Genomic DNA, 26267 nt, shown 5'->3' with positions numbered 1-26267 from the left:
ACAAAAGCTACAGAAAGAGAAATTGCCGAAGAGCCGAAGGAATTGGCTTGAGCGTCAGTAATGGTTTCAGCCAGACTATCCTTACCTTTGGCATCAGCAGTAGCTTCAGCAGTAGCCGCGTTGCCCTTAACCTTCACAATAGACTCAAAGCGCTCTTTGATATTGACCCTTTTATTAATATCAATGTCCTTGAAATCGCGGAAGAATACACGTCCGGAGAATCCTGCGCCAACGATATTGGTTTCTTCGTTAACAACTTCGATGTGATTTAGGTCAGAAATATTCATGGTTGGTCTGCTTTTTTGTTAGTTTTATGTTACTCAACAACTTGATTGTTGTTATTTTAAGCCTACCGCTCTTAAGTCAATTTGTTTCACTTGTCACGCCAAGTTGGCGGAAAGTTTATTAAGTTTGGTAGGTGGCTTAGGTAGGTAGCTAAGCTAATGCTTACTCCTAGCAATCTTAGTAGGGAATAAAATTTAGTCCCTACTAAGATTTAGTCCCTACTAAGATTAGTCGACAAAAGCTACAGAAAGAGAAATTGCCGAAGAGCCGAAGGAATTGGCTTGAGCGTCAGTAATGGTTTCAGCCAGACTATCCTTACCTTTGGCATCAGCAGTAGCTTCAGCAGTAGCCGCGTTGCCCTTAACCTTCACAATAGACTCAAAGCGCTCTTTGATATTGACCCTTTTATTAATATCAATGTCCTTGAAATCGCGGAAGAATACACGTCCGGAGAATCCTGCGCCAATGATGTTAGTTTCTTCGTTAACAACTTCGATGTGATTTAGATCAGAAATATTCATGGTTGGTCTGCTCTTTTGTAAGTTTGATGTTAGTGAACAACTTGGTTGTTGTTAGTTTTATTCTACCGCTTCTTATTCAATTTGTCTCACTTGTCAAGCCAATTTGGCGGAAACTTTAATTAAATTAGTTAGGTAGCTAAAAACAACTTTGTTGTTGTTACTTTAATCCTACCGCTCTTACTTGAATTTGTCTCACTTGTCACGCCAATTTGGCGGAAACTTTAGCTCGAACCTTGATTAAGTTAGGTAGGTAGCTAACAACAACTTTGGTTTTTGTTGTTGTTATTTTCATCCTACCGCTCTTAATTTAATTTGTCTCACTTGTCAAGCAAATTGGGCGGTAACTTTAGTTCGACCCTTGATTAAGTTAGGTAGGTAGCTAACAACAACTTTGGTTTTTGTTGTTGTTATTTTCATCCTACCGCTCTTAGTTGAATTTGTCTCACTTGTCACGCCAATTTGGCGGAAACTTTAGCTCGATCCTTGATTAAGTTAGGTAGGTAGCTAACAACAATGGTTTTGTTGTTGTTATTTTTAACCTACCGTTATTAATTTAATTTGTCTCACTTGTCAAGCCAATTTGGCGGTAAAGTTTTAGGGAGAGTTTAATGTTACAAATTGTTATGAAAAATGCCCAAGTTATGGAAAAATAACTTGGGAGTATTAATGCAATTTATGCAGTATCAAAAAATTAATAAAAAACAAAATATAGCAGTCGCCAGGGCAGTTAGGACATGACAAAAGTCTCAAACCTAAGTAAGCGCAAGAGTTTGACTTCTGACTTCTGACTTCTGACTTCTGACTTCTGACTTCTGCTATAAATTCAGCGATTGGGGGACTGTCAGCATTGAGCTATCAGCCCTGGTGAGGTGTAAGCATTCAGAATTCAGCACTCAGCACTCAGCACTCAGCAGTCAGCCTAATGCTGAAGTAACAGAGATTAAAGCAATGCTTACCTGTTTTATTCAGATGTAACTCAGCATTATTCCAATGCTTACCTGTTGTCTTGATGCAAAGCGCGAGTGGGGGAAACCACGGCAGTCGCTCATGGGGGAAACCACGGCAGTCGCTCATGGGGGAAACCACGGCAGTCGCTCATGGGGGAAACCACGGCAGTCGCTCATGGGGGAAACCCCCAAGACCGCGCTGCCTCCCCAAGACCGCGCTGCCTCCCCAAGACCGCGCTGCCTCCCCAAGACCGCGCTGCCTCCCCAAGACCGCACTGCCTCCCCAAGACCGTAATGGTGCGTTTGACCCGTAATTTAATTCGCCACGGGTCGCACCTCTGCATCGCTTATTCAAAAGCATCTCAAGTAGCACCATCTGTAGGGCATTAGCTGATGACTGATAGCTGATAGCTGATGGCTGATGGCTGATGGCTGATAGCTGAATACTTACGGTGAGATTACCAGTCCCTAGAAACACCTTATATTCCTAGTACTTGAGTATAATTTTGGCAATTTTTTGTTAAACCACTGTTCTTTAGAGCCCCCTTGAACTAGTTGGCTTCTGCTGTCAAGGGGCTTTGCATAGTCGAGATCTTTAATGTTCCTTAAGCACTTCTGAGCATCTTCCCTATCCTGCTTAAGGCTGTCGGTTGTAGCTGGATTGAGTGAGTCCATTTTCTCGTTATCCCGTCGCAATCGGCAGTAGGTTCGCGACGGTATGTATTCTAAGGGGTTAAGACCCAAATAACGCAGCATCAAAACACAAGCCCAGGAATACTTGCGATCGCGAATTGCTTCTTCAATCAAACTAATCTTTTCAGGATCTAGGGTTTTGCCCAGTGGGCGATTAGAACGACGAAGCATGGAGTAACTCATGATGATTTCTTTTTGATCTGAAGGTCAACGAATTGGATTTGCAGGATTTACCCTTGAACTCTACCTCTAGTTTCAATAGTCAGTGATTCTGGTTGGTCAATTAAGCGAAGAGTTAGAGTACTGATCTAACCATCTGATTTGAGTTGTGAAACCTGCGAAGATGGCTTGATCGGGTGATCGGGTGATCGGGTGATCTCGAATAATCTCTTACCAATCAATAACGATTGATAGATCAGGATTCTCTTCTTCTAAATCTCCATCAATCATCCCCATTTTGGACAACACCAGATTCTTCCCCCCTTGCCCCTAGTTGACTGACAAACCTCTAAAACTTGGAACACTCTCAGTAAAGACTATTTTGAACAAAGCTTTATGAAAATTCTGATCAGATTTCGTGAACATTTGGATCAGATTTTGTGAAAAGACTGTGAAATCCTTTATCCATAGGTAATTCAAACCGCTTTTCCCTGACCGTGCTCAATGCTACCTCTGAGCAGAAATTTCCCTAACTGGGCAAAGCCCACGACTTGTCAGTCAATCCCTTTTCCTCCCTTGTACTCCTCTTCCCTGACTGGTTGTGCCATCAGGGTTAATCGACCTGGATTTAGTACCACCCCCATTACCCTACAGGCAGTATGTCGATGGCTAAATTGCGTTAGTCCTGCTATAGATTGACACCACCTTTTTGCAGCTGTCGGATCGGATCTAACAAGAAATCCACAATCCGACGGCGGCGGATAATGATGTCAGCTTTGGCTGTCTGACCAGGTTTGAATCGGATCATTTGATCGTCTTCTGTAACGTAGTCACGGTTTAGGGAAACTTCCACCTCATAAACCGAACCAAGTTGTTGATCAGTTTTGGCATCGGCAGAAAGGGAAGTGACTTTCCCTTTGATGATGCCGTATTCCTGATAGGGATAGGCATCAAGCTTGATTTGCACCGGCATTCCTTCTTTGATAAAGCCTGCCTCCTGATTAGGTAAACTAGCTGATAACACCAGGGGCGCATCTTGGGGCGCTACTTCGGCAATGGTTTGACCGGGTTGAAAGACTTCACCAATATTGGCAACATTGAGGGAGGAAACTACTCCATCCACCGGTGCATAGAGAAACTTTTGTTTGAGCCTAGCTTTCGCACTAGTTAGCAGATTGCGGTTTTCAGCAATTTTGGCATTTAGTTGAGTCAGTTCGATCTCCAACTGCTGAAGTTTCTGCTTGGTCTCTAGCTGAGTCCGATGCACTTCCGCTTGCTTCTGAGTTAGACCTGCCTGAAGTCGTTGGATTTCTGCTAAGGTCTGGTTGAGATCGCTGTGAGTCAGAGTGATCGCGCTGTTGCGATCGCGTATACTCTGCTGGGCTTGATAAATCTGGTCTTGGTTACTGGCTGCTTCTTGCAGTTGGGTTTGGGTAATCACCCGCTGACTCGCTCGTAGGCTATGTTCTGCTTGAAATACTTGTTCTTTTGAGATTGCCCCTGATGCTAACAGGGGTTTGAGATTCTCTAGGCGTTCCTTAAGGGCAAATGCATCATCCTGTCGTTGCTGGAGCAGTGCTTGGGTAGTCGCCTTGAGCCGTTTTAGGCGTTCTAGTCTGTCCTGACTGGCGACGTTTGCCTGCTGATGTTGGATCAGTTGTTCTCGTAAGGCGGCTACTTTAGTCTGTGCCTGAGCGATAGCGGCCTGTTGTGCGTCAATGTCCGCTTTGGCAATTTGCTGACGGGTTTGGGCTTCTTGGTGGATGTTTTCAATCAGCCCTTGCATCTGAATTAATTTGATTTGGTCAGCATTGATCAGTTGCTCCAAACGCTCTACTTCAGTAGCGCCAAGTTCTTTATCCAGTTCCACCAAGACTTGCCCAGCGGTAACCGATTCCCCTTCTTTGACCGCAATCTTGGCGACCTTGCCGGATTGGATCGGATGAATTTTATACACTTCTCCTTTTGGCACTAACTTGCCTGTGGCTTTACCCACTTCGTCAATTTGGCCAAAGGTTGCCCAAACCCCACAGACCATACAGAAGGCGAATCCTCCCAAAAGCAGTCTCTGGGGCAGTACCGATGGTGGCTGATCCAGTAAATTTTGTAGGGCTGTTGACCAGTTTTCAGTGTTGGTAGCCCCTAGTGATGATGTTGGTGTGACCGGATTTTGAACATGATTAGCTGATTGGGGGAGTGGTGGTGCTGATACCGCTGTCCCCCCATAGATCGATCTAATCTCAGCTGAGGTTAGATTAGGGTGAGGGGTTTGTCCCTCAGGGAGTCCCTCTCTAGACGGGATAGATGGTTGTGGTTTGTTCATGGTAGTTCACCCATAATCACTGGTAGTTTTGTGTCTATTGATTTAAACTGAGAACACGAACCTTGGTGAAAGTCAATGTTGAAGACAGTGGGGGATATACTGATCACCCCTGATCACCCCGAGAGCGATTTTTTACAAAAAACATTTACAAACTTTCATAAATGCCAGGGTTAAAGATCCAGCTGCTGCTGGGCTAGGTGGTAGTACAGACCTTTCTCAGCCATGAGTTCGGAGTGGGTACCGCGCTCTGCGATCAGACCTTGGTCGAGGACCAGTATAGAGTCGGCATTGCGCACCGTAGAAAGACGGTGGGCAATGATGAAGGTAGTGCGATCGCGACTAATGCGAGCTAAATTTTGTTGAAAACGTCGCTCGGATTCTGTATCTAGGGAGCTAGTCGCTTCATCGAGAATCAGAATCTTGGGGTTACCCAGCAAGGCTCGGGCGATCGCAATCCGTTGCCGTTGTCCCCCAGACAGGTTAGACCCTCGCTCCCCAACCTTGGTGTTGTATCCCAGGGGCAGGTTTTGAATAAACACATGAGCTTCAGCCAATTTGGCAACTTCTACCCCTTGTTCGAGGCTATACTCAGGTTTGTATAAGGTGATGTTCTCTAAAATCGTCCCTGAAAACAAAAAGCATTCTTGAGGTACCACACCTAATTGAGAGCGCAAAGACTGGGGAGAAACATGTCGGATGTCGTGGCTATCAATCAAAATACGGCCTGTAGTTGGGTGATAGAGTCCTTGGAGCAGCTTGACCAAGGTACTTTTGCCCGAGCCACTGCGTCCGACAATGGCTATGGTCTTTCCAGGGGCAACCTCGAAGGAAATGTTTTGAAGGGTGTATTGTTCATCATCCTCACTATAGCGAAAGCTGACATTGTCAAACTGGACATGCCCCGCGATCGCAGGCAATGGCATCAGGGGTTTTTGGGTATTCTCTTCTGGCTGGGTGGTCAAGACATCATCGAGCCGTTCCACCGATACCAAGATTTCCTGGAACTCATCCCAAAGTCCCACCAAAGACAAAATCGGGCTAATCACCCGACCAATGAGCATATTGAATGCCACAAATTGACCAATCGTGAGCTGTTCCTGAATTACCAGACTTGCCCCGAACCACAGTAAAGCCGTGCCGCTGAGGTTATTAATCAACCCACTGACTGACCCTAAGCCGTTGGCCAAGTTCTGTCCTTTGAATACCATATTCAACTGACCCGTGAGGCGGTCTTCCCAGCGCCAGCGCACCTCTTGTTCAGAGGCTGCTGCTTTGACAGTTGCTACTCCCGACATCATTTCTACTAACAGGGAGTTTTGTGCTGCTGTTTCTTTAAAGATTTCCCTGGACACTTGGCGTAGAAATGGACTGGCAACTATGGTCAAAATCGCAATCGGTACAATCGTTGCCAGGACCAGCAAGGTTAGGTGCCAGTTGTAGTAGAGCATCAGCCCCACATAGACAAACATCATTACCACATCCAGCCAAGTAGCAATGGCTTGCTGAGTCAGGAACGCCTGAATTTTCCCAGTTTCCTGGACTCGGGTCAGGATGTCCCCCACCTGGCGGGATTCAAAAAACTTCAGGGGTAGTGTGAGGGTATGCTTAATAAAACCACTGACAAAGGTAAGACTGAGTCGATTGGAAAAGTAATCCAGCAGGTAGCGTCTGGTGACACTCAAGCCTATGCTCCAAAGGCCAAAGATGACTAGACCAATTGCAAACACATTGAGGGTAACAACACTTTTGTTAACCACCACCCGATCCAAAATGATTTGGGTAAACAGGGGGGTAATCAGACCAAAAACCTGGAGCAGTAGGGAAGCTAGGATAATTTGCAACAGGACTATGCGATGGGGCCATAGCAATCCCCAAAAGCGATTCAGAGAAATCTTTTGATTGGGAGTCCCTGCTAGCTGGGGAGTAGGATTCAACAGCAGCGCATATCCTGTCCAACCCTCTAGAAATTGTTGTCGAGAAAGCGTCCGCTTTCCCACAGCTGGATCCGCAACAAGTACCTTCTCCCCTTTGACCGAATAGACAACTATATAATGATCACCTTGCCAGTGAGCAATCCAGGGGTTACTCCGATCCGCTAGGCGAGCTAAAGACGCTCTAACTGGAGTAGCTTGAAATCCCAAGGTTTCTGATGCTCTGGCTAACCCTTTCAGGGATGACCCAGAACGCCCCACCCCTGCCAGATTCCGTAGGGAATTCAAGCTAAATCGTTTGCCCCAGTAGCGTCCAATCATTGCCAAGCAAGCAGCGCCACAATCTGAAGAGGATTGCTGTTCAATGAAGGGATAGCGTTGCCACAACCCCTGAATAAAAGGTCGCTTCGTCGGTACGGGAAATGGTATCAGTTTAGACTCAGCCTGGGTCGAGTTACTTTGTGTTTCAGCATTTCCATTGGTAGGGAGGTTGGATGGAATTAGCGGTACTCTGTGACCGGGCTGAGTACGGACTGGGTGGACTATGGCGCTAGTCGCCCCTGATTTCTGGTGTCCATTTTCAGAGGTTTGACCCGTCTGTGGACTCAACTTTGCCAGCACCGGTGCCATCATTTGGGCAGTTTCCCAATGTTCCTTTGGTAGATGGGTTACCCATAAATCGCTTTGAGCAATCCAATCTTCCGGCACTGGCTGAGGATAGCCCCAACTTTCGCCCCTTGCAATAGTTAGTGGGCAATTCTGTTGAACTCCGCCCCTTTCAATCTGACCACTACGTAGCCAGTAACGACCAACTTGGCCAGACTTAACTAAGGACTCCCCAGCGGAAATCCGTGTGTCTACCAGGTAGGGCAACAATTGCTGTAGAGTGATGCTGTCAAGCGATCGCAATGCTGTTAAGGTCTTGAAGAAAATCAAGCGTTGCCGGTGCTGAGCTTGTTGCTGTAGGTGTTCGAGCCACTCCGGTAGCTGTTCTAACCAAGGTTGCAGTTCAGCTAAGGACATCCGAGCAATCTGTCCTGAACTCGCTGCGATCGCTTGGTAAGGATAAGATAGGTTGCACAACAGTTCCTCAGCCCCAAAGGTTGCCCCCTCTTCAAGAACCTGTACGGATACGTCCCGCTGTTTTTCACCATCAAAGCTTAGCAGCCGCACCCGCCCGCAACAGACCACGTAAAAATACTTATTTGGTTCATTTTGAACATAATTTTGGCTTAACTCCCGTCTAGGATAGGGTATAATTTCATCACCTAGATCAAAGTTATGAATTTGGAAGGATTGACTAAATTCTGGTAATAGTGTATTTGATAGGGTCTTATCCAACCAGTTCGCGATTAGGTGTTCAATAACCTCGGAAGATTTCTGGGTCGGGTATTGGCCAAGGGAATCTGGTGGTTGCCCTGATTTTTCTAAACCGACCGTTTTCTGATGCATTAGGTAGAACCCCTTCTTTAGTTAGTTTTACCTTGTATTGACTAGCGCCATGGTTAGGTGGAGTCTTCGGATCCATTTGATTGGCACCAGTATTGATTGTTCAAACAGTACTCTGGGTAGTCACATAGACTCTGGTCTCCCTTTTTCCCTAGTGATAGTCCCAGTAGTGTTCCCTGGGGTTGAATTAGGATTTGACTTAGGAGTACTGTGGCATTCAACAACTGTTTGCCGTTTGATGCCACCTAAGCAATCCCAGCTAATCGAGGTAATAAGTAATAATTTGATGTTCACCCTTGCTCCGGGAGGCTGATCGCCCTTTTTTAGGTAACTTCATGAAAAGCTTGTGAAATTAATTATGAGTTTTTTCCCCTGAAAACTCAATATACTTACATATTTCTTAAAACTTCAAATCTTTTCTACATATTCCTTACCAGTAACCCCAAGGACAATCTCCGGAATCATCCTATGTGAAGTTAATCGGCGCTGTCAAGTTGTTTTCACGATCAATTCACGGTTTTGACAATAGCTTAAATAAAAGTTTATCAAATCTTATTGAAGTTAAGTGGCCAGATTGAAGTTAACCAGCTAGATAGAGTTGTCAAGTTTTCATAACATTTTCACTAAACTAACTATTCATATAATCAGTTTAGTAGTTATCAATAGTTTCACAATTACTTTACTTTCTCTTGATAAAATCTTGTTATAAACTTTAAACAAAATTCACAAGTACAGCAATGTCTCAGCTCCTAGAGAAGCTTTGTGATCCCTGATAGTGTGATCCGGTTTGTCAATTACCCTAGGGGTTATACCCCTCAATAATTCGCCAACTTAAATTCGCCAGCTTACAGACCACCATACTCCCTATCTGGTCGTCATATCATCGACCCTTAAATACTAATGATTAAAACTGATCGGGAGATGGGGAGAAGTAAGGGGAAGCAAAAACGCGGATATTGTTAATCATCACTCATCCTCAGGACTTGAGATCAATTAATCAACAGTTAACTTACCTATTTTTATGGCTCTTCCGTACTTGTTATGCTAAATTAACACTTTGCCAAAGGGACTGAGGCCGTAGGCCACGCGGGGCGCGTTCGGAGCAGGGACTTCGGAGCAGGAGGAAGAGGCAGCTATATGGGAAAAATTTATGGTTAAATAGCCTCATAACCCTTACACAGTAAGCTTTTCGGGGGGGGGGTAAACTATAAATTTAGCATAGTAGGTACTGAAGAACCGAAACTATTGAGTTAATATCTCTTTTAAAGAAAAAACAAGCAACTAATTTTTGTAACTATCTAGAAAGTCATCGAACTCGAATTATTAATTATAGTTACTATAAACTTCAGGAAATTTGCTCCATTGCCTGGGATCGTGTATGAATCTACAGTAAAGCAAATTGATCGAAGACTAAAAATTTCTGGGCGAGAGTGGAACTCGGAAAATGTTCCTCAAGTTCTTAAACATAGATGTGCTGATCTAAACAACTGTCTTTAGTGGCAGTCAAAAAGTGGCAGTCAAAAAGTAATTAAAATTCCTACCGCCTGTTTATTTTGAGGCTGGCTATTTGGGTCGCTCTCCCCTGTTTTTTGGGTTGCTCCCCCATGTTTATTTTGAGACTGGAGTTGTACTATTATATGCATTAGATTTTGGTAAGCATTCAGCAGTCAGCCGTCAGCCGTTGGCCACAGACCCAAAGCTGATAGCACCTCAAGTAGCGTGGTCACAGGCCCAAACCTGATAGCTAAATGCTTACTCAAGACAAGGTCAAAAACGGTAATTATTTTGTATAATTGATTTAGAAATGCTATAGGTAAACTACTTACTATAAGAAGCATAGCAAGAGGATGAACTTCTGCTATAAATTCTGCCACTCTAGTCTCTTTTGACAGTAACCTCTTGAATAATGGTTGCTTCATCCCCAGAGGCAGTTGCTGTACTTTCGGCTTGGACTACAACCGTACCATCTGCTGAAACTATCCATTTTCTGATTGTCTGGGAACGTCTCATGGTTACATCACTCTAGTTAGTAATTTTCGTTAGTTATTTTAGTTATGAGGTAAATTAAATTTACTTACCCCTGCTCTCTGCTCCGAAGCTCCCTGCTCTCTAAAACCATTAATAGCATTGGGATTATTCCCCAGTATTGATGGTACTAATTTCACTATGGATCATATAGTTAACTTCACTATTGAGCCACTCTTGAAACATACTCTGTAAAATTTCTTTAGACTTTTCTTCGGTTAATTCAGCTGGAATAAATTCTTCAACTAAGAAAAGATGATATCCTTGTTCGGTTTGCAGGGGATGAGTCACTTCTCCTGGCTGAACACTAAAGATAAGGGCAGCTATCTCAGGCTTAAAACTCCAACGAGGCAACTTTCCTTCATAGCCACACCGTCGCTGCCTTTCTGGGTCTATATCATAGAAATGAGCAGCTTCATAAAAACTGATTTCTCCTTCCTCAATCTGATAGAAAAGCTCCTGAGCAATTTCCTCAGAATCCACCAGAATTTGATAAACCAAAACTTGCTCAAAGTCCAGTCGATTTTGAGCAAAGCTTTTTTCCACATCTTTATAAAATAAGGACTCAGCAAGCTTTTGGGCAAGCAAGCGATCGCTAATTCCCGCTTCCCAATCCTCTGCTGTCACCATCTGATCTGCCAGCCAGGCCAATGTTTCTGCTGCCTTTTCCAAACGATTGGCATAACGGATCTCATCCGCCTGAGCTTGCACGTCTTCTGGTGTGACTGTTATCCCTCTTTCTTGAGCCGCTTTATTGATAACTCGTTGATACAAAACTTTTTGACAGATGCCCTTCAGATGCATCTCCTTTTTCAAGGAGTACATAATTTCCTCTGGAGTCACCGATGCTTTGGAAAGGTCAACCATTACACCCGATTATGAACTATAACTGGAACTACTTACAGTCTTGGTCAGAGTCAGCTGAGTTAACTGTCTGACTCTTATCATCATACAAAAAGCAATTCCTAAATTTTGCCAATTTGCCAAATTGAGGGCGGAGTATTTGCCAGCAAAAATCAAAGTTGAGACTTATCCCTCAATCAAAACACCTCGCCCCTCAATCCCCGTTTTGAAGCCAGCACACAGAAACTAGATTTTATTAAGCTGATAGCTTTAGAAGTATCTGCTAAAAAAGTTAGTCCTCGTGAAAAAAGCTTCCTGAATATCAGGTACTGAGAAGTTATCAGTACCAGCCCTAGCTTCAACAATACCCGCAGTGTTTGTGGCTTTATTAGCAGATGCTTGCACTGCACTCGTAGCCATGTTTCCCTTAGGATCCATGCTCATGGCATTACTCATAGTACTTGCTGCCTCAGAATTTACTTCCGATACAGATATAATTGCAGAATGACTACCGTTCATGGTTGTAAATGAGCCAGGTAACTCCCATAACCGAAAGTGATCAAACATAATCGTTAAACTCCTTTGTTACTAATGGAACGAGTTAAAAACATTTTAATTATTGAAAAATTCACTAATTTTTTTGCATAAATCGGGAACTTCGGATCAGGAATATTCGGATCGGGTAACTTGGAATCAGTGGACGATAATTGACAAAAACATTATCAGAAAAGCGATGGAGCCCTTAAAACCCTTGTTACTATTGCTAGCTTACCTATTGCTAGCTTGCCTATTGCCTTAAAAGGATAAGCAAAGTACCTCACCGAATTGATAACTGCTATATATTTGTTGAGTTATCCAATCAAACGATAAATCCCAAAGGGATCATGGACAGAATAACCCCAGTAATGACGATCCCTAGCCCTAGCCTCAGCTTTTGCCCTAGCTTCAGAAAAGAACTCGTCTACATGGATAAAGCTTTCTACGGAAGTATCGGTATGCTGAGCTAACGCATCGGCCTGAGCATTAGTGGCACCAATGCCAGGACCAGCGAAGGCTTCAGCAGTAGTAAAAACAAAACCACCTAAAATAGGGTGGTCTGTTGCCTGTAGCTCAAAATATTCTAATTGAGCAATTTTCATGAATGATTCTCCTGGTCAAATTAGGTAATAGTTAATTGTGATCGGGAGCATCTAAAAGCAACTAAATATAAAAGCAACTAAAAATGATAAATTGGGAGCACCGTTTTCTGTAAGTACCGAGCAAGATGCTCCCACTACCAATTACGTCCTTATTTTACTAACCACAAGCAAAATGCTTCCACTACCAATTCACAAAAATGGGATGCTCCCATTGTGATTAATGCTGCGGAAAGATGTTACTGATTTTTGCTTCATCTTTCCGCAGCATTGATAGCCTTAAGTCTCAAGGATTACTCTAAGCCGTTTTAGTAATAATGCTTCTTATTCTTAGAAGAACTAACAGATATTGTACTTAGGGTAGATTGAGAACCATGCTCAGTAGTGGTAGTACTGCCAGTGACGTTAGTGAAGGTCTTCTCACCAAAGGCTTGTGCGCGGCCATCAATCGTAGCTACGTTCTCTTCAATGTCAATACCGACGTTGATAAATTTGTTAAATCCGAAAGGGAAGTAAGGTTGGTAGTAGCCATATCCACCCACAACTTTGGGGTCTTCAGCAATAGTTTCTAAATGATTTAGATCAGAAATAATCATTATTTATTTCTCTCCTTTTTGTTTTTTAATAAAACTGCTTGTTTGACACTTCAATTAAACTATCAAAGTTCAAAATGTTTGTCTCGCTAATTTGGCAATTAACCTATTGAGTTCCGGTTTGATATAACTACTGATACTTTAGTATTTTGAAGTCATCAAAATGAATGAATTACACCTAAAAATGAGTGCAATAATCTTGATATAGAATTGAATTTAATGCATTATATTAGGATATGAATACACCCAGGTTTACAAATTACTTAATCACAAAAAGTTCCTGATTAAGTACTAACGGCTGATAGCAGAGAAGCCAATACCTACAGACTTGGAACCAGTTACTCCACCTTGCTCAATAGTGATGAAGACGCTTTCTTGCTTAGTAGCAACGTTATTACCTTTATCGCTAGAAGCTTCAGATGTAACACCACCTGAAGCGGTAATACCATTAATGTCTACACGAGAGATAATGCTGGTATTGAAAACTTCAGTTTCGGTGATGGTGCTGGTGGTGTTGAAAACGCTGGTGACATTGTTGTTGAATGTGATTCCAGCAATAGTAGTACCACCTTGAACTTGGCTAGCGTCAACGGATTCTAGATGGTTTAGATCAGAAATAAGCATTGATTTTCTCCTTTTTTATTGTTAATAATGGGCAAACCCATCTAAATTATAGAAACGTTACTCAGAAAAGATTTCAAACTTAATAAGTTAAAATACTTATCATATGAATCTCATATCCAGTAGGCATTTCAAAATAAGATGCGTTTACCCTGAATAATGAATCGAGGTTTACAAATTACTTAATTAGTAACTTGTCCTGATTAATTAATGACGGCTGATTCCAGAGAAGCCAATACCTACGGACTTGGAACCAGTTACTCCACCTTGCTCAATAGTGATGAAGACGCTTTCTTGCTTAGTAGCAACGTTATTACCTGCATCGCTAGAACCTTCAGATGTAGTACCACCTGAAGCGGTAATACCATTAATGTCTACGCTAGAGGTAATGCTGGTATCGAAAACTTCAGTTTCGGTGATGGTGCTGGTGGTGTTGAAAACGCTGGTGACATTGTTGTTGAATGTGATTCCAGCAATAGTAGTACCACCTTGAACTTGGCTAGCCTCAACGGATTCTAGATGATTTAAGTCAGAAATAAGCATTGATTTTCTCCTTGTTGGTTGTTGATGATGAATCGAGGTTTAGAAACTAATTAATCAGAAACTTTTCGTGATTAATTACTAACGGCTGATTCCAGAGAAGCCAAGACCTACAGACTTGGAACCAGTTACGCCACCTTGCTCAATAGTGATGAAGACGCTTTCTTGCTTAGTAGCAACGTTATTACCTTGATCGCTAGAACCTTCAGATGTAGTACCACCTGAAGCGGTAATACCATTAATGTCTACGCTAGAAGTAATGCTGGTATTGAAAACTTCAGTTTCGGTGATGGTGCTGGTGGTGTTGAAAACGCTGGTGACATTGTTGTCGAATTGGATTCCAGCAATAGTAGTACCACCTTGAACTTGGCTAGCCTCAACGGATTCTAGATGGTTTAAGTCAGAAATAAGCATTGATTTTCTCCTTCTTTGTTGTTGATTTTATTTCTGTGGAGCAGCTTTGTTTTAGCTGTTGATATAACTATATCCATATTCCCCTAGGCATGTCTCGCCAATTTGGCTTCAAGCTTTTATTTTTTGAAAATCACTGGATTTACTAAAAGGATGTAGTCAGCAGTAACCAATTCTGGATTAGTTCAAATAGATTGGTAATATTTCTGGGGTTTTAGTCAAGTAAATTCTTAGGAATAAACTGGTCATTATATCTAATATAAAAAAAAATGAACGCCACTTTGGCTTGAGATTGATGCTTGACTCCTCCCACAACTAAAGAGTGACTAGTAACCGATTCTGAATTAGTTCAAAGAGATGGGTAAGGTTGATGGGGTTTTAGTGAAGTAAATTATTAGTAATGAACCGGTTATTATATCAAATCTAATTAAAAATATGAACGCCACTTTGGCTTGAGATTGATGGTTGAATCCTCCCACAACTAAAGTAAGTGCTAAAGTCCGTGCTATGTCCAGTCATTAGTTAATAGCAAAGGGAACAGCGGATCACCGGAACAGGGAGCAGGGAGCAGGGAGTGTGGGAAGTGTGAGGAGAGGGGGCGTGTGGGGAGATCGGGAGATGGGGAGATGGGGAGATGGGGAGATGAAATTAATAATGTGTAGCCGTGTGAGCGCTAAGAATTGGTATAACCTGAGTTCGATATAAGCGATCGCTTGAGGAAAGACTAAGGAATACAAGGGTTGGGCAACTAGGCTAGATTAAGGCTTTCAGGGTTACGTCGAACTTAGGTTAACTAGGGATTAGCCACGCTTAAACCCTTAGATTAGGCCCGCTTAACCATTAACCGTGCCACCTAGCCCTCACCCTCAAAACTAAATTGACAGAGTACTAGGGCTGTTTTTACTAGGGCTGTTTCATTCCGGTCTGTGATCAGATAAAAAAACGCCTCGTCCATCAACAGGTGCGACCCGTGGCGAATTTAATTCGCCAACGAAAAGCGCACCTAATGGACAAGGCGGTTATTAATGAATTACTTTGACCACAGGCTTAGTCTGATCTGGTGTGGTGGTAAGCAGTGGCTGGTAATGACAAGGAGGATGGGTAGGAAAATGATTATACCTGCTCACCACAGGGAAACCAAACAGTCTTGCCGTAAATAATCGGTTAACTTCTTGAGGATGGATTCCTCTTCTTCCAGTTCAGTGATTAAGCACTGTTCTTGATCGCCACCGTGGACCTGTGAAGTTTTCTTGCCAAGGGTCTCTACATAAGCCAGATCTTTGATCTGGCTCAAACGCTGCCGTGCATTCAAGACTTTATTGCTATTGGTCATCATACTAGCTTGCTTCTGTAAGATCATGTCCCGGTTTTGTTTGAGCAAGCGGCTGTAGGTTCTAGAAGGCATGTAGTCTAGGGGGTTATGGCCTGCCAAGCGTAGCATTAACACACAAGCCCAAGAATATTTGCCATCAAGGATGGCTTCCTCGATCTCGCTAAACTTATCAATATCCATCATTTTGTCGAGCTTGGTATTGGCAGAAGGAATACGATAGGTCATGGTTATTTCTTATCCTGTAAGTCTAAAGGTCAATAGTTTATAAGCTGGGGTGCAGTTAACTTGCAGATTTCAAGGAATTACTAGCAAGTTGACTACTAAAAATTAACGGTCAACTGTTAACCGTCAACGGAAAACGATCAGTCAGTGATGAAAGTGATTTGAGAACAGAGCACTATAGATCGATGCCGCTTTTTTGCAGTTGTCGCATCGGATCCAATAAGAAATCGATAATCCGACGGCGGCGGATGATGATGTCAGCATTGGCGGTTTGACCAGCCTTAAACCGGATGATTTCATCCTCTTCAATCACATAGTCACGGTCGAGGGACACTTTCACCTTATAGACTGAACCCATTACTTGATCGGCTTTAGCATCGGAAGAGATGGAAATCACCGTGCCTTTGATGATGCCGTAATCCTGATAGGGATAGGCATCAAATTTCACTTGCACCGCCATTCCTTCGTTAATAAACCCTGCCTCGCGAGTAGGCAAACTTGCGGATAGCACTAAGGGGGCACCTTGAGGAGCGATTTCGGCGATGCTACGTCCCGGTTGCACGACTTCACCAGCATTACCAATGTTGAGGGAAGATATTATCCCATCCACTGGCGCTTTGAGAAACTTCTGTTTGAGCCTGGTTTTAGCAGTAGTAACCAGGGTTTCATTTTCAGAAATTCTAGCTTTGATTTGGGTCAGTTCCACTTCCAACTGTTGAATTTTCTGCTGTGCTTCCAGGCGAGTGGTGCGTCCCGTTGCTTGCCGATGCTCTAATTCTGCCTCTAGTCGCTTAATTTCTGCTAAAGTTTGTTGTAGCTCACCTCGGCTTTGGCTAGTCGCCGCTTCGCGATCGCGTATACTTTGCTGAGCTTGAAAGATCTGTTCGCGAGTACTCAAACCCTCTTGCAGTTTGCTTTCGGTAACAGCACTTTGGCTAGCACGAAAGCTTTGTTCTGCTTGAAATACCTGTTCTTTCGAGATTGCTCCTTCTGCCAACAGAGGCTTAAGGTTATCGAGTCGTTCCTTGAGAGCCACTACATTAGCCCGCCGTTGCTGGAGCAGTTCTTGGGCTGTCGCCTGCACCAGCTTCATCCGTTGTAATCGTTCGCGATTAGCAGCTTTAGCTAACTGATGTTGAATGATTTGTTGTCTAATTGCCGATGCACTAGCTTGTGCTCGTGCGATCGAAGCTTGTTGTGCTTGAACTTCTGCTTGGGTAATCTGCTCACGAGTTTCTACTTCTAGACGGGTTCTTTCAAGCAGTCCTTGCATCTGAACTAACCTAATCCGGTCTGCATTAAGAACTTTCTCTAAACGTTCTACTTCCTGAGTGGCAAGCTCTGTATCCAGTTCCACCAAGACTTCCCCAGCTTTAACCGCTTGCCCTTCTTTGACCTTAATACTAGCAATCTTGCCTGGCTCAATCGGGTCAACTTTATAAACGTCGCCTTTTGGCACTAAGCTTCCATGAGCTTTACCGACTTCATCAATCTGCCCAAACGTTGCCCAAGCCACAAATATCGTACAGAAGCTTAATCCACCCAACATCAAGAGCCGGGGAAGGTTCGCCGGAGGCTGGTCGAGGGTAGTTTGTATCGAGGTTGACCATTTGGACGTACTAGGAGCATTGGCAGTATTGCTTCCTACCTCTGTGCTGGGTGAGCCTGGCTCTTGGTCATAATCAGGTCTCAGGCGACCTGATGGCATTAAAACGACGTTACCCTGACGACTCGTAGCCGCCTCAGGTGGGGAGTTGATTGGTTTTGCTTGTGTCATGGTGGTAGATCACGCTAAATTAACATTTTAGGGAAATGACCAATGTTTTGGGAAAGAAAGCGACCAATTCTCGTGCTGCCCTTAGCTTCCCGGGGTGAGTTTGGTATTGTTGGGCAGGCCGAAATCTTTGGCATTACCTGACTCTACTTGCCCCTTTTTCAGATAGCTTCAATGCACCCCGAGATCAGAACTTAAACCCTTCCCCTTTAAGTAGCCGTCGGTCGGTCAAACCTATTGCCTGAGCACGCTGTGAGGTGTGGACTTGAGCAGGACTGACCCTAGGGTTAGGCTCTCCAAGTTACCTGCGTCTCACCTTTAGTGGGGTGCATGGGAATGAATTAAACAAAGGAATTGGAATTAAACTCTCCGGTGAGTGTGCGTCATGGAGAATTCTCAGGGGATTCTAAACGGTGGTTACGAAATGGGTGTGGAGCCATATCTGAACACGTTTTCATCCCCTTATATTCACACAGGGCTTTTCCACTTTTCTGATAAAAGATCAATTTCATCTGAGTATGTTGCTAAATTGGCAGATTTTTGGCAGCTTTTTACAAAGCTTGACATAGTGATAGCTAGCTTCAAATTTCATTAATTATTAGTCATTAGTCATTAGTCCTTTTCACATGACTGTGTTGCCAAATTGGCAAATTTTTACATAGTTTGATATAGTCATAGGTAGCTTCAAATTTTCTTAGTCATTAGTCCTTTGTGACTAACCAGGGTCTATGGGGATTTACAAATGACTAATGACTAAATAACTAATAACTAATAACTAATGACTAATGAGCACTTGTTAACGATCTATTAAAGATCTAGCTGCTGCTGTGCTAGATGATAGTAAAGACCTTGACGATCCATGAGTTCCTGATGGTTGCCTTTCTCGACCAGAACACCTCGGTCTAGGACAAGGATGCAGTCAGCATTGCGCACTGTAGAGAGGCGGTGGGCGATGATGAAGGTAGTGCGATCGCGACTAATGCGAGCTAAGTTTTGTTGAAAGCGGCGCTCGGATTCTGTATCTAGGGAGCTAGTCGCTTCATCCAGAATCAGAATCTTGGGGTTGCCCAATAGGGCTCGGGCTATGGCAATCCTTTGTCGCTGTCCACCAGAAAGGGTAGAGCCTCGCTCTCCTACTTTTGTATTATATCCCAAAGTCATACCTTGAATAAAAGCATGAGCTTCTGCTAGTTTGGCTACCTCTACGGCTTCATCCAGGCTGAAATCCGGTCGGTAGAGAGTGATATTTTCGACAATTGTCCCCGAGAACAAGAAACATTCTTGGGGTACCACACCCATTTGAGAACGCAAAGATTGGGGGGAAATATGGCGGATATCGTGTCCATCTATCAAAATACGACCATTAGTCGGATGATAGAGACCTTGCAGTAGCTTCACCAAGGTACTCTTGCCAGAGCCACTGCGCCCCACTAGAGCAATGGTTTCTCCAGCCCTAATCTGTAGGGAAATATTCTGTAGGATATTGCGATCCTCATCCTCGGAGTATCGGAAGGTAACATCTTCCAATATTACATCACCCTTAATCTCAGGTAGAACCAACATTGGTTCTTGAGGATTCTCCTCTGGCTTAGCAGATAAGACATCATTAAGCCGTTCTACAGACACCAAGATTTCTTGAAACTCATCCCAAAGATTCACTAGAGCCAAAATCGGACCAGTGACTCGGCCAATGAGCATATTAAACGCGACATACTGACCGATAGTAAGCTGCTCATTAATTACTAAGCTAGCGCCAAACCAAAGCAAAGCGGTGCTGCTGAGAGTATTAATTAGAGAACTAATTGACCCTAACCCGTTAGCCAGGTTTCTACCTTTAAATTGTACATTCAACTGATTGGTGAGGCGATCTTCCCAGCGCCAGCGCACTTCTTGTTCCGAAGCCGCCGTTTTCACAGTAGCAACCCCTGACATCATTTCCACTAACATAGAATTTTGTTGGGCTGCTTCTTTAAAGATTTCCCTGGACACCTGGCGTAGAAAGGGACTGGCAATCACAGTCAAGATGGCGATGGGGAAAATCGTTGCCAGCACCAGCAAGGTTAAGCGCCAATTGTAGTAGAGCATTAGTCCAATATAGACAAACACCATCACCACATCTAGCCAAGTCGCAATCGCTTGCTGAGTTATAAAACCCTGAATTTTTCCAGTTTCCTGAATTCGGGTCAGGATATCCCCCACCTGGCGGGATTCAAAAAACTTCAGGGGTAAGGTCAGGGTATGGTTAATGAAGCCACTGACGAAGGTGAGACTAAGCCGATTGGAAAAGTAGTCCAGCAAGTAGCGTCTGGTGAGACTAACCCCAATCGTCCAAAGGCCAAAGATGATTAGACCAATGGAGAAGACATTGAGAGTGACAAGGCTTCTGTTAATAATCACCCGGTCAAGAATGATCTGGGTAAATAAGGGAGTAATCAGACCAAAAACCTGAAGGATGAGGGTAGCCAAGATAATTTGCAGCAGGACTGAGCGATGGGGCCATAGCAATCCCCAAAACGGCCCTAAAGAACGTTTGTCGCTGGGAGTAATTGCTAGTTGGGGAGTTGGATCCAATAGCATGGCATACCCAGTCCAACTTTGGAGAAAGTCTTTGCGAGCAAGCGATCGCTTCCCCACTGCTGGATCGGCAACGAGTACCTTATTACCCTTTACCTGGTAGACAACAATATAGTGATCTCCTTGCCAGTGAGCAATCCAAGGATTACTCCGATCCGCTAAGCGACCTAAAGAAGCCCTGACTGGACTAGCTTGAAACCCTAAACTTTCCGCTGCTTTAGCTAAACCTTTGAGGGATGAACCAGAACGACCCACTCCCGCCAGTTCCCGCAGGGAGTTGAGAGCAAAGCGTTTGCCCCAATACTGCCCAATCATGGCTAAGCAGGCAGCACCACAATCAGAAGAAGCTTGCTGCTCAATAAAAGGATAGCGCTGCCAAAACCTTAGGAATCTCCCACCCGGCTTTGCTGGTTTGGGAAAATCAAAGCTTTCTGACTGACTGGGTTCAAGGGGCGTTTGTTGCTTAGGAGTTTCTAAAACTCGCCGAGTCGGTCGTGCTCTAGTCTGGTTTGCATGTGGTGACGGAGTATGGGTCTTGTTAACTACGCCTTGATCCGATGGAGATTTACCGTCACCATTTTTAGCACTTTGCCTGTTCTCCTGATCCGGTGACTCGGTGGAGTTAGCCAAAACTGGTGCGATCGCGCAAGCCGCTTGCCAATGCTCTTGAGGCAGCTGGTAAAGCAATACATCAGTTTGGGCAATCCAATCTGTGGGTACTGGCATCGGATATCCCCAACTTTCTCCGATGCTAGGAAATGGAGCAGAGGAATTTGCCTCTGTTCCTTCTGGCGTTCCCATTTGACCACTACGTAGCCAGCAATGACCAGCTTGGGAAGAGGACACCAGAGACTCCCCAGCCTCAATGCGTGTTTCTACGATGTAGGGCAACAGTTGATTTATGGTAACACCGTTAAGCGATCGCAAATTGGTCAAAGTCTTGAAGAAAATTAGGCATTGCCGGTGCTGGGCTTGTTTCCCCAGGATTTCCGACCACTTTGGCAACCGTTCCAACCAAGGCAAGAGTTGATTTAGGGAAATACGAGCAACTTGTCCTGAACTCGCTGCGATCGCTCTGTAAGGATAGGATAGACTACCTAAGAGATCATAGGCACCAAAAGTTTCCCCTTCTTCGAGTACCTGTATGGAAACCTCCCGCTGTTTTTCAGCATCAAAGCCTAGTAGTCGTACCCGACCCTGACAAACTAGGTAAAGATATTGGTGATCTTGTTCAATCTCAACAGAATCTTGGGATAGCTCTGGTTTAGTATAGGCAAGGATTTTATCCCCTAGCTGGAAGTGATCAAGGTCAAATGATTGACTAAATTCGTAGTTGAGCTTTGGATCGACTGAGTCTAGGGTCAAGCTTTGAAGCACCACTGATAAATTGCTAGCAGGGTCTGGGTTGATAGAAGACGGTGGTTTACTAGGCTCTGCTGAATCCCTGATTATATTCTTCATATGTTAAACATTGAAAATTGATTTTTAACAATTAACCATTTACAATTAACCATTTATAATGAACTACATTTATTTATCTAATAACTTAGTTTTTGTCAAGTCATTAACCGGCTAGTTACCAATAATTCACAAAAAATTCACAAATACTTTAAGTAAACTTCATCGAAACTTTAAATTCCCCCTAGAGCATCTGGTGTAAAGTAAACCCATAAGGGTTGGGGAAAGGGAGATAGGAGGTCAAGTCATCAGCCAGCTCATCAAGCCAATAGATGTCAGCTAGATCTAAGCAGATAGTGCGGTTGATGCGAGTGCAGTTCAACAGATTAAACGGGAAGACGTTGAAAACTAGGCTCTGCATCAATAATCAATCAAACTGACCTAGGCAGGTGGTTAACTTCAGACTTGATGAATCTCCCAACTTTCCCTAACCCTGACTAGACCTTACTAACAACCTGTGATTGTGAGACAGGGGTTTTGCCAACTGGATGCTTACCAGATTGACTATTTTCTTTGATTAAGCGATTGTAGGTTCGGTAAGGGATGTAATGGAGGGGGTTGTAACCAGAAAAACGCAGAACTAACACACAAGCCCAAGAATACTTGCCCGCGATGATAGCTTCTACGACCTGGTTAAGCTGCTCATTATTCATGACTTGTTCAGAGCTCGTAGAGGTTGACGTTGGTTGAGATGTTCTACTAGTTGATGGTCTACTAGTTATTGAGAGTAATTTTTTGGCCATGGTAGTCACCCAGAATTAACGACATCATGTAATGGTCTATACCCAACTGGCAAAGGGAAGTTGCCAGTTCACCGGGGTAATAATTAAGCCTTGGAACAGGTTTTGGATTATTGCAATTGAACCACGTAGCTGACTATGGGCTTTTAGCTCATAGTTGTTTGTCTAAACTTTGTATAAACACGCTTTGTATAAACACTTAAGCTACTACAAACTAGCGTGGGGGACAATAACAAACTCTCAACCCAAGGATTAATCGGTGGAATATGTTGAGGCTCACTCACTCAACATATTCCACCATGATCATTGGCCACAATCGATTTAACAACTGCTGGAGTAGAACCGACTTGAGTTTGAGATCGATTACCAATCTAAATACTTGCCAGTGGGGTTGAGTTTTCCCAATCAGCCCCATATGAGTCCCTTGTAATGTGGGCAGCTCAGTGATTGCAGTTATGTCACAAAATACTTTCAGGAGATTGAACATCCCTTGCAGTAAGCTGATTGCCCCCTTTTTTGCTCCCACCGAGACTGATACGTTTGACGATAGCACATCATTCCGGAAGCTGCTATCGTGTTCAATGCCTTCAGTGCCAACACCAGTGTCGGAGGTGTCAGATGTAAGAACCCTCAGCAATCGGTTCGAGATAGTTAACCCACAGCACTGCCAGCTATGGCTAGGGTCGTCAGTGGGATTTAAACCTACTGCTTTTAGGTTCAATTTGCTAAGCACCCCTGAAAACCTCTTAGTAAAAAGCTGGATTAGAGAACGCGGCGATGGCTTCCGCTTTCCTAATGGTATGTTCATGAGTCTGTCGGATGATTTTTTCAAAGTTGATGCTGTTGTGACACCTAATGTTACACCTAATTTTTCACAATACCAGAGGCTTGCCTACATAGAGTAAGCGCAGATGAGCGTGAAATATTGATCCTATTTCAGGCCAGTTACAACAACAAAAAATACAAACCCTCTTTAAATTCCTCTGTCTTTAGACAGAAAAATTTTATGTTGTCTGGAGTAAATCCCCAAACACCTAGACACCGAAACAGATGAGCACCTGAATTTACCAATATTATAGAGTTTTTATCTAGAGTTTCTGTGTGGCTAACTGCTGAGCTGAACGATTTGAGTATATCTACTCAGCCTTAGCTCCATAACGGCGATGGCGTCTAACCTGAAGTAGTTACAAGTTCTATTCAAAAAGCTGGCCGAGTGAGCTGAAACAATAAAATCAAGCTTCTTGAGCATAGTTACCCTCTTTGATTCTTTCAAAAAAGACAAATCCAAAATTGGATTGGTTTGGCTGTCAGGTTGATGAAGTTATATTTCACGCCGATGATCTTGAACCTGAAACTTTGTTCATCTACAAAAGGAAATCTAGTAAATTCAAGGGGTAATTGTCAAGCGAAAACTCACATTTCTTTTCTACATTCACATTTTGTTCATATTTTCTTCACAAAATTACCAAATTTACGCAAATTTCACACAATCTTCACGTAATCTTGAGTAAGCTGAGAAGGAAATCTAGGACCTATATGTCACCCTGCTCAACTTAAAGATAACTTTAATCAAATCTTTACTATATGTTTACTAAATCTTGCTCCACCCCCAATGTAAATTTTTGTGACAAATATCATGGTCAATCTGCCCCCTCTGTCCCCTCTTCGGGTCTATTCTCCCTCTAGGGTTACTGAACTAAGGAACTCCGTCAAGTGTAGTCGGGTCAGTGACCAATTCCCAATTCCCAATTCCCAATTACCTTCAATCATTGCATGAATCAGCAACGCCCTCCCTCTTGCCGATCGTCTTGGCTTTATGACGTCATAGAGATTGTGATAGTTGAACAAGGGGGGTGGCATCAGGGTAAGCGCAAGAATCAATAAGCTGTAGCTTATTGAGAAAAAACTGGGTTCATTATCAACTATTAAACTCTATTGAGAATCAAGTTCTACGAGATTATAGGGGTTTCGAGCCACGATCAACCGATATCCAGCCAATGCACATTATGGGCAATTTTTTCTGGCGCTTACCCTGGGGGTGGCATCAGGGAAAGGCAACCACAACATTGACTCATCTGTTCCGTTTATACCCCGTCGAAGTGTTAAAATCAACCATCATCTGTATTTTTACTAACCTATTCCTATGAGGCGGTTAAGACAACTCTTCCAAAAACTTAGAAATGCAGGCAAAGATGAGAATTTTTTATACGGGCTAAATCTGTTCGAGGGTTTTGTTTCCAAAGTTCTCTCTTTGGTGATGGTGGTGGTAATATTGGTTGCACTTAGAAGCCTAGTTATCTCACTAGTTAAAGAAATAACCAATCCAGAAGCAATAGTTTTGAGCAAAACACTTTTCAAAATATTTGGACTGTTTCTAAATATTCTCATTGCACTAGAAATTTTAGAGAATATAACCGCTTATCTGCGAAAACATGTTATTCAACTTGAGTTAGTTGTTGTTACGTCTTTAATTGCCGTTGCCCGTAAAATCATTATTCTTGACCTGGAAAAAACTTCTGGAAGCCAGGTAATTGGATTAGCAATTGCCATTATATCTCTATCAATTAGTTACTGGATTATCCGCAGTACTAGCACAAGAAAACTTCATTAATGAATAAGATTGAGAAGACTATGACTAATTTTTTCCAATTTGAAACGGATTTTGTGGATTCTTTACGGTGCATTCCTATACAAGTGCGGATGAAATTAGACACTTGCGGCATCAAACTTAAACTGAGCCACTGGCATCAGTTTAATCAACAGGAGCGTCAGCAACTGGTAGAGATACCCTGCACTACGACCGAGTCAATCCAAAAGTATGGAGACTATGTTCAACACCTAGTTATAAACTATACAGGAAAACCGGCTTCTAATTTACCTGTTGATCCCCAAGCTCCCTGGATGAATTCTCAGGTAATTCCATCTACCGTGGCGGAAAAAGCTATGGAATTTGGAGTCGTAGTAACTCCTCAACAGTGGGCAGCACTAACTCCTATCCAACGTTTTGCCCTGATTAAACTGACGCGCCCTAGTCATGAAAACAAAAACTTTTTACCAGCACTCAAGGAATTCCAATTAGTTATTGTTGACCGTTAACCTACCCTACAAGAGACGGGTGCATCTCATTTTTGCCGTTTGAGCAGGTGGTGCGTTACGGGACGGATGCTGCTGGCGAATTCGTGAAACCCTTATTCTGCCGTAATCTGCTCCCCTCTCCCAAGGTTGGGAGAGGGGCTGGGGGTGAGGGCTGAGGGGGCTTCTTGGTTTGTTAAGAAATATTTCACCAACAGCATCCGGGACGGATTCTCCTAACACTGGCTACCAAGAACATAAGGGGTACCCCGTCCCTAAGGCACCCTACGAACATTTACAAAAGTGAGATGCACCCCAAGAGACCCCTTCAAATATGCCCATTAAATCTGGATTACCTTAACTGCTAGAAGTACCTACCTGATCTACCACGACCTGATCCCGACAAGACTGGTTTTGGGCTTTCTGTATTAGCTCTCGCATTTGATCAACATTATCTAAGGCTGACTTAAGCTGGCTTTGACGTAATTCTGATGATAGGGTAGAGTGGTCAGCTAGGTTTTCTAGAATAGCTTGAATAGTGTTGAGCAGGATACACAGTTGATAATCTTGAGTGGTACCCAATTTACTTTTGGGGTATTTGAAAGCCTCACACTGTT

At 43.5% G+C, this 26267-nt stretch carries 23 protein-coding genes and 2 pseudogenes; 4 read left to right on the top strand and 21 right to left on the bottom strand.

The annotated features are described in order from the left end of the window. The 7 genes from F6K64_RS05810 to F6K64_RS05780 form a co-directional block, all read right to left on the bottom strand. A partial coding sequence (locus F6K64_RS05810; protein WP_287265058.1) for a hypothetical protein occupies positions 1 to 287 on the bottom strand: 287 nt, incomplete at its 3' end. 225 nt (positions 288 to 512) lie between these two features. After that, the gene (locus F6K64_RS05805) at positions 513 to 806 is read right to left on the bottom strand and encodes a hypothetical protein (protein WP_287265056.1); all 294 of its coding nucleotides are present in this window, start codon (positions 804 to 806) and stop codon (positions 513 to 515) included. 1095 nt (positions 807 to 1901) lie between these two features. After that, positions 1902 to 2231, bottom strand: coding sequence for a hypothetical protein (locus F6K64_RS05800; protein WP_287265055.1), 330 nt, complete (start codon positions 2229 to 2231; stop codon positions 1902 to 1904). Beyond that, positions 2222 to 2629 carry a HetP family heterocyst commitment protein gene (locus tag F6K64_RS05795; protein WP_044492142.1) on the bottom strand — a complete coding sequence of 136 codons (408 nt, stop codon included), beginning with the start codon at positions 2627 to 2629 and terminating at the stop codon, positions 2222 to 2224. Before F6K64_RS05795 ends, F6K64_RS05800 begins: the two co-directional genes overlap by 10 nt. 664 nt (positions 2630 to 3293) lie before the next feature. Next, positions 3294 to 4928: a beta-barrel domain-containing protein gene (locus F6K64_RS05790; protein WP_008178913.1), complete on the bottom strand. Its 1635-nt coding sequence runs from the start codon at positions 4926 to 4928 to the stop codon at positions 3294 to 3296. 170 nt (positions 4929 to 5098) lie between these two features. Then, positions 5099 to 8311 carry an ABC transporter transmembrane domain-containing protein gene (locus F6K64_RS05785; protein WP_008178911.1) on the bottom strand — a complete coding sequence of 1071 codons (3213 nt, stop codon included), beginning with the start codon at positions 8309 to 8311 and terminating at the stop codon, positions 5099 to 5101. 53 nt (positions 8312 to 8364) lie between these two features. Then, positions 8365 to 8553: a hypothetical protein gene (locus F6K64_RS05780; RefSeq protein ID WP_131826828.1), complete on the bottom strand. Its 189-nt coding sequence runs from the start codon at positions 8551 to 8553 to the stop codon at positions 8365 to 8367. 993 nt (positions 8554 to 9546) lie between these two features. Here F6K64_RS05780 and F6K64_RS05775 point away from each other — a divergent pair. Further along, positions 9547 to 9805: pseudogene (locus F6K64_RS05775) on the top strand (ISKra4 family transposase); the annotation flags it as partial. A gap of 70 nt (positions 9806 to 9875) precedes the next feature. After that, on the top strand, positions 9876 to 10049 hold the full coding sequence (locus F6K64_RS05770; RefSeq protein WP_008191074.1) for a hypothetical protein: 174 nt from the start codon (positions 9876 to 9878) through the stop codon (positions 10047 to 10049). A 134-nt stretch (positions 10050 to 10183) separates the two neighbouring features. Here F6K64_RS05770 and F6K64_RS05765 read toward each other — a convergent pair whose 3' ends face one another. From F6K64_RS05765 to F6K64_RS05700, 14 genes and pseudogenes are all read right to left on the bottom strand, one after another. After that, on the bottom strand, positions 10184 to 10318 hold the full coding sequence (locus F6K64_RS05765; protein WP_008191076.1) for a hypothetical protein: 135 nt from the start codon (positions 10316 to 10318) through the stop codon (positions 10184 to 10186). Between the two features lie 123 nt (positions 10319 to 10441). After that, positions 10442 to 11200 carry a foldase protein PrsA gene (locus tag F6K64_RS05760; RefSeq protein WP_008191078.1) on the bottom strand — a complete coding sequence of 253 codons (759 nt, stop codon included), beginning with the start codon at positions 11198 to 11200 and terminating at the stop codon, positions 10442 to 10444. 246 nt (positions 11201 to 11446) lie between these two features. After that, positions 11447 to 11743 carry a hypothetical protein gene (locus F6K64_RS05755; protein ID WP_008191080.1) on the bottom strand — a complete coding sequence of 99 codons (297 nt, stop codon included), beginning with the start codon at positions 11741 to 11743 and terminating at the stop codon, positions 11447 to 11449. Between the two features lie 284 nt (positions 11744 to 12027). Next, on the bottom strand, positions 12028 to 12315 hold the full coding sequence (locus tag F6K64_RS05750) for a hypothetical protein (protein ID WP_008191083.1): 288 nt from the start codon (positions 12313 to 12315) through the stop codon (positions 12028 to 12030). A gap of 305 nt (positions 12316 to 12620) precedes the next feature. Then, the gene (locus F6K64_RS05745) at positions 12621 to 12908 is read right to left on the bottom strand and encodes a hypothetical protein (RefSeq protein WP_008191084.1); all 288 of its coding nucleotides are present in this window, start codon (positions 12906 to 12908) and stop codon (positions 12621 to 12623) included. A gap of 288 nt (positions 12909 to 13196) precedes the next feature. Then, complete coding sequence (locus F6K64_RS05740; protein WP_008191086.1) at positions 13197 to 13529, bottom strand: hypothetical protein; 333 nt, start codon at positions 13527 to 13529, stop codon at positions 13197 to 13199. A 204-nt stretch (positions 13530 to 13733) separates the two neighbouring features. Further along, the gene (locus F6K64_RS05735) at positions 13734 to 14069 is read right to left on the bottom strand and encodes a hypothetical protein (RefSeq protein ID WP_008191088.1); all 336 of its coding nucleotides are present in this window, start codon (positions 14067 to 14069) and stop codon (positions 13734 to 13736) included. A 78-nt stretch (positions 14070 to 14147) separates the two neighbouring features. Beyond that, positions 14148 to 14480: a hypothetical protein gene (locus tag F6K64_RS05730; protein ID WP_008191090.1), complete on the bottom strand. Its 333-nt coding sequence runs from the start codon at positions 14478 to 14480 to the stop codon at positions 14148 to 14150. A 1120-nt stretch (positions 14481 to 15600) separates the two neighbouring features. Beyond that, positions 15601 to 16035 carry a HetP family heterocyst commitment protein gene (locus tag F6K64_RS05725; protein ID WP_008191092.1) on the bottom strand — a complete coding sequence of 145 codons (435 nt, stop codon included), beginning with the start codon at positions 16033 to 16035 and terminating at the stop codon, positions 15601 to 15603. Positions 16036 to 16207: 172 nt separating this feature from the next. Then, positions 16208 to 17809 (bottom strand): beta-barrel domain-containing protein, encoded by a 1602-nt coding sequence (locus F6K64_RS05720; RefSeq protein WP_008191094.1) that lies wholly within the window; start codon positions 17807 to 17809, stop codon positions 16208 to 16210. Between the two features lie 804 nt (positions 17810 to 18613). After that, on the bottom strand, positions 18614 to 21841 hold the full coding sequence (locus F6K64_RS05715; protein ID WP_008191099.1) for a peptide cleavage/export ABC transporter: 3228 nt from the start codon (positions 21839 to 21841) through the stop codon (positions 18614 to 18616). Positions 21842 to 22022: 181 nt separating this feature from the next. Then, the gene (locus tag F6K64_RS05710) at positions 22023 to 22199 is read right to left on the bottom strand and encodes a hypothetical protein (RefSeq protein ID WP_008191101.1); all 177 of its coding nucleotides are present in this window, start codon (positions 22197 to 22199) and stop codon (positions 22023 to 22025) included. Positions 22200 to 22338: 139 nt separating this feature from the next. Next, a pseudogene (locus F6K64_RS38735) lies at positions 22339 to 22491 on the bottom strand (HetP family heterocyst commitment protein); the annotation flags it as partial. A 367-nt stretch (positions 22492 to 22858) separates the two neighbouring features. Further along, entirely contained in the window at positions 22859 to 23311 is a 453-nt protein-coding gene (locus F6K64_RS05700; protein ID WP_008191104.1) for a hypothetical protein, read from the bottom strand. 1410 nt (positions 23312 to 24721) lie between these two features. Between F6K64_RS05700 and F6K64_RS05695 the strand changes: the two genes are divergently transcribed. Both F6K64_RS05695 and F6K64_RS05690 read left to right on the top strand, forming a co-directional pair. Beyond that, on the top strand, positions 24722 to 25189 hold the full coding sequence (locus F6K64_RS05695) for a phosphate-starvation-inducible PsiE family protein (RefSeq protein WP_008191106.1): 468 nt from the start codon (positions 24722 to 24724) through the stop codon (positions 25187 to 25189). A gap of 20 nt (positions 25190 to 25209) precedes the next feature. Next, a complete protein-coding gene (locus tag F6K64_RS05690) occupies positions 25210 to 25674 on the top strand; it encodes a nitrate reductase associated protein (RefSeq protein WP_287248990.1) in 465 nt (154 codons plus the stop codon). Positions 25675 to 26267: the final 593 nt, after the last annotated feature.

Origin of the sequence: Moorena sp. SIO3A2 (genome assembly GCF_010672265.1) — a bacterium.
Lineage (GTDB): Bacteria > Cyanobacteriota > Cyanobacteriia > Cyanobacteriales > Coleofasciculaceae > Moorena > Moorena producens.
This window is presented reverse-complemented; position numbering and strand designations above follow the sequence as displayed.